This window comes from Emticicia sp. (genome assembly GCF_049241225.1).
Taxonomy (GTDB): domain Bacteria; phylum Bacteroidota; class Bacteroidia; order Cytophagales; family Spirosomataceae; genus Emticicia.
The window spans coordinates 1-4,015 of the sequence record NZ_JBMLRC010000336.1; the positions used below are offsets into that span (position 1 = coordinate 1).

The following is a 4,015-nucleotide window of genomic DNA, read 5'->3' on the forward strand; positions in this document are numbered from 1 at the left end:
ACGCTCCAGGCACAACGATGTCGGGCGGATTGACAAAAATGGGTCGAGAATTGGTGAAAGAAATGGATAAACTCAATATGATTCTCGATGTAACACACCTTACCGATGAAGGTTTTACGGAAGCACTCGAACTATTCAAAGGTAATGTTTGGGCAAGCCATCACAACTGCCGCTCTTTGGTTGACTACCAACGTCAACTGACCGACGAGCAAATAAAGATTTTGATTGAGCGTGGAGCGGTTATCGGTGGCGTACTTGATGCATGGATGCTCGTACCCAACTGGACTCGTGGTAAAGATACGCCCCAAGAGCGTGGCGTTACGCTCGAAAAACTGATTGATAATTACGACCATATTTGCCAAATTGCGGGCAATTCCAACCACATTGCCATTGGTAGCGATTTAGATGGCTGTTTTGGCACCGAACAAACCCCAACCGACCTCGAAACGATTGCCGATTTGCAGAAACTACAAGGTTTACTTGCCAAAAGAGGTTATTCGCAGCAAGATATAGAAAATGTTTTTCATGGAAATTGGTTGAGATTTTTGAGGAAGGCTTGGGCGTAGATAATCATAGCGGCAGAGCCGCATAATATTTGTAGAAATAACAGCCGATTCGTTGAGAGGTACAGCGTACCGAAATATTTATATTTTCTACAAATATTTTGGTGCGATGCACCATTTTAGCACCAAATTATATAAGTTTGTAGGTATCTGATTACAAAAACAATGAAAATTTCAAAGATAGAAATAAAAGACTTTCATCAGTTTAAAGATTTTACACTTGACCTGACCTACCCAAAAGGACACGAAAAAGAAGGGAAACCTTTAGATAAAGTATGTTTCATTGGCCAAAGTGGGACGGGGAAGACGAGTTTATTGGAACTATTTCCAATGTTTTTGAATGAATATCAAACTAATATAGTTTTAAAAAGTCAAGTTAGTAAAATAAAAGAAAATGTTGAGGTCTCAATAAACTATGGAGATAATAATCTTTATTCTTTGAAAAAAAGAATAAAGATTAAAGAAAATTTAATTACTGATAATTTATTAAATAATGCGAATAGTAATACAGATAATGAAAGCAAAAAAAATAAAGGTATGTCAAACAATGATTTGGCAAATAAACTAACTTCAAAAAATAGTATTGTTAATATCATAAAAGTAATTGGTGTTGGTGGTGCTGGCAATAATATAGTCAAACACCTTCATAGCTTAGGGGTTAATAATATTGGACTAATTAATTGTAACACTGACCAATATTCCTTAAAATTAGGCTCATCCGAAATTAAACGCCTTCAAATTGGTATTGAGATAACTAAGGGTTTAGGTGCTGGAATTGAAGCCACAACAGGGAAAAAGGCTGCAGAAGAAAGCGAAAATACCATTCGTGAAATGTTGAGGAGTCCAACTGAAATGGTATTCATTACGGCGGGTATGGGAGGGGGAACTGGGACAGGTGCTGCTCCTGTAATAGCCAGAATAGCTAAAGAGATGAACATCCTTACAATCGGATTAGTAACTACTCCATTTCCATTTGAAGGAAGTGAAAAAATACTTCAAGCAAGAATCGGCATAGAAGAATTAAAGAAAAACTGTGATACTGTTTTAATAATACCAAATGAAAGATTTGAAGCTCAATTCGGTGATATGAATATCTCAGAGGCCTTTACTAATATCGATGATATATTAGCAAAAATTATAAAAAATACTGCAGAGCTAATCACTAAACCTGGAATTATCAACTTTGATATTGCCGATGTAAAAAAAGTTTTGGGTGGAGCTGGTCGAGCGGCAATTGGAAGTGCTGAAGCTGAGGGAGAAAATAGGATAGAAGAGGCTATCAGAAAAATTTCATCTTCACCGTTATTTGATAATGTAAATATTACAGGAGCTCAAAAGGTTTTAGTTAATATTACTTATAATTCTGAATATAAAATCAAGTTATCTGACCAAAATTTGGTAACTAAGTTTATTGAAGAGCGAATTCAAAGTGAAGCAAAATTATTTAAATATGGCTTTGGACTTGATGAAAGCTTAGGAAAAAAAGTGCGTATAACCATTATAGTGGCAGGTTTTGAAAACGACAATACCTCTATTTTAAATGAAGATAGTCCATCAAAATTAATTTATTTTCCCGCAAATCTTAATTATGATTTAGAAAACATTGAAGGAGAAAATAAGTTTGATGAAAAATCAATTATAGATTTCAGTAAAGATAAAATATCAACCGTTTGGAGTATCATTTTAGAGAAAATACAGTCTTTTCAAGAACAAGAAATTAAAATTAGGCAAGAAATTTCTAAAGTTGTAGAGAAATCTTCAAGTGATGTAAAGGCGATACAAGAAGCAGTAAAAAAACTGGAAGATTGGAAAGCTACGGAGTTTAACCCGATTCAGGATGTGGCAGATAATTGCTTGAATGCCTTGCTGGCCAATTATAAATTACGAGTAAAAACTGAGTTAGATTTCAAAACTAAAGATGATATCGGTTTCATAAAAATCGAAGATTATAACGGCAACGAAATTCCGCACGGACTATGGAGTACAGGCACAAAACAAGTGATTTTGAGTGCGTTACCGCTTTATTTGCTCAAACCCAAACATACCGTTATTTTATTTGACGAACCCGAGCGTTCGCTTTACCCCGATTTGCAACGCACCGTTGTAGATTATTATACTTCGCTCACGACCGACTGCCAGTTTTTTTATTCTACGCACTCGCCTATTATTGCTTCGAGTTTTGAGCCGTGGGAAATCGTTGAACTAAAATTTAATGAAGCGGGTAAAATCTACCGAGAGGTGTATTTTGAAGGCGAAAACCACGTAGATAATTATAAATGGAATCCTAAATTTATGCGTTGGGATGATATTCTGCAACGAGTTTTCGATTTAGAAAACGATGGTTCGCCTGCACGTAAAGAGAAATTAGACGAACTGGCTACACTGAATGTTAAATACAAGAAATTGGCAAAAAAAGGCGAGGAAAACAGCATGACAGCCTTAGAAATCATCAAAAAAATAGAGAAATTATCGAAAGAACTTTCAAAATGGGATTGAGTTATGCAGAAAATTGACAAAAACTATGACGAAATTCTTTCAACAAAATATAAATCTTGGGTCGATAATTTAGAAAAACAAGGTCAAAAGCACCCAGAATCTCGCACTTACTACGATGATGTCGTGATGGACTTATACCGTTGCCAAAGAGGTGTTTGTGCGTATACCGAAATGTTTATTTGTCCGTCAAGTCTTTATCACAAGACAAATTGGAAGGAGGGAAAATACGAAATCTCAGATGAAGCCGAATTTAAAAGAACCGACCATTTTGGAGATTTAGAACACTTCAACCCCGATTTAAAATCAAATCAATACTGGCTTTGGGATAATTTCTTTATGATTCATTCAAAAATCAATGGTTTGAAATCTAATAAAGCAATAGTAAGTTATCTAAAACCAGATTTAGCTGATTACAGTCCCGAAAAGTATTTTGAGTATGACGATGTCACTCATCGGTTTATTCCCAATACTGACATTGAAGACGAAATAAAACGTTCTGAAATTCAACGTATGATAGACGAAATTCTGTTTCTCAATCACGGAGTTGTACGAAACGAACGTGAGAGTTTTATCAATGAGATAAAGCAAAAAATCAAGTTTGGTTCAACTTACAAAATCGACCGATTTTTTACGGCTGTAAGTTGTTGTTTAGAAGATGATAAATAGAAGGTTTACCTTTGGATAAATAAAACCAACATTGATTTCTTAAAATTTTGTCTTTCCCAAGAAAAAACTTTAACATTGGATTTTCTCATCCAAACCTTCATTATTTATGAAAAAAACTATCCTCTTGCTTGCTTCGTTTAGTTGTATTTCGTTGGCCTCATTGGCTCAGTCGTTTATTCCTGCATTCGACCGCTTTTCGGGTAAAGAAATTGCCTATATCTATTTAGAAGATGGCTCAAAAGTCGAAGGAACTATTGATGACCTCGACCGTAAAAAAGGGCTTATCGAAG

General features: G+C 35.2%; 3 protein-coding genes and 1 pseudogene. All 4 read left to right on the forward strand.

Annotation, left to right across the window (positions count from 1 at the left end):
- The coding region (locus ACOVO2_RS17920; RefSeq protein ID WP_421771298.1) for a dipeptidase at positions 1-566 on the forward strand (566 nt) is incomplete at its 5' end.
- A gap of 162 nt (positions 567-728) precedes the next feature.
- Positions 729-3,059 carry a cell division protein FtsZ gene (gene ftsZ / locus ACOVO2_RS17925; protein WP_421771299.1) on the forward strand — a complete coding sequence of 777 codons (2,331 nt, stop codon included), beginning with the start codon at positions 729-731 and terminating at the stop codon, positions 3,057-3,059.
- Positions 3,060-3,062: 3 nt separating this feature from the next.
- Positions 3,063-3,725 carry a hypothetical protein gene (locus ACOVO2_RS17930; protein ID WP_421771300.1) on the forward strand — a complete coding sequence of 221 codons (663 nt, stop codon included), beginning with the start codon at positions 3,063-3,065 and terminating at the stop codon, positions 3,723-3,725.
- 106 nt (positions 3,726-3,831) lie between these two features.
- A pseudogene (locus ACOVO2_RS17935) lies at positions 3,832-4,015 on the forward strand (hypothetical protein); the annotation flags it as partial.

Bases quoted from the DNA above. Each gene is read 5' to 3' on its own strand.
- ftsZ (WP_421771299.1), top strand. From the start codon at position 729: ATGAAAATTTCAAAGATAGAAATAAAAGACTTTCATCAGTTTAAAGAT.
- ACOVO2_RS17930 (WP_421771300.1), top strand. From the start codon at position 3,063: ATGCAGAAAATTGACAAAAACTATGACGAAATTCTTTCAACAAAATAT.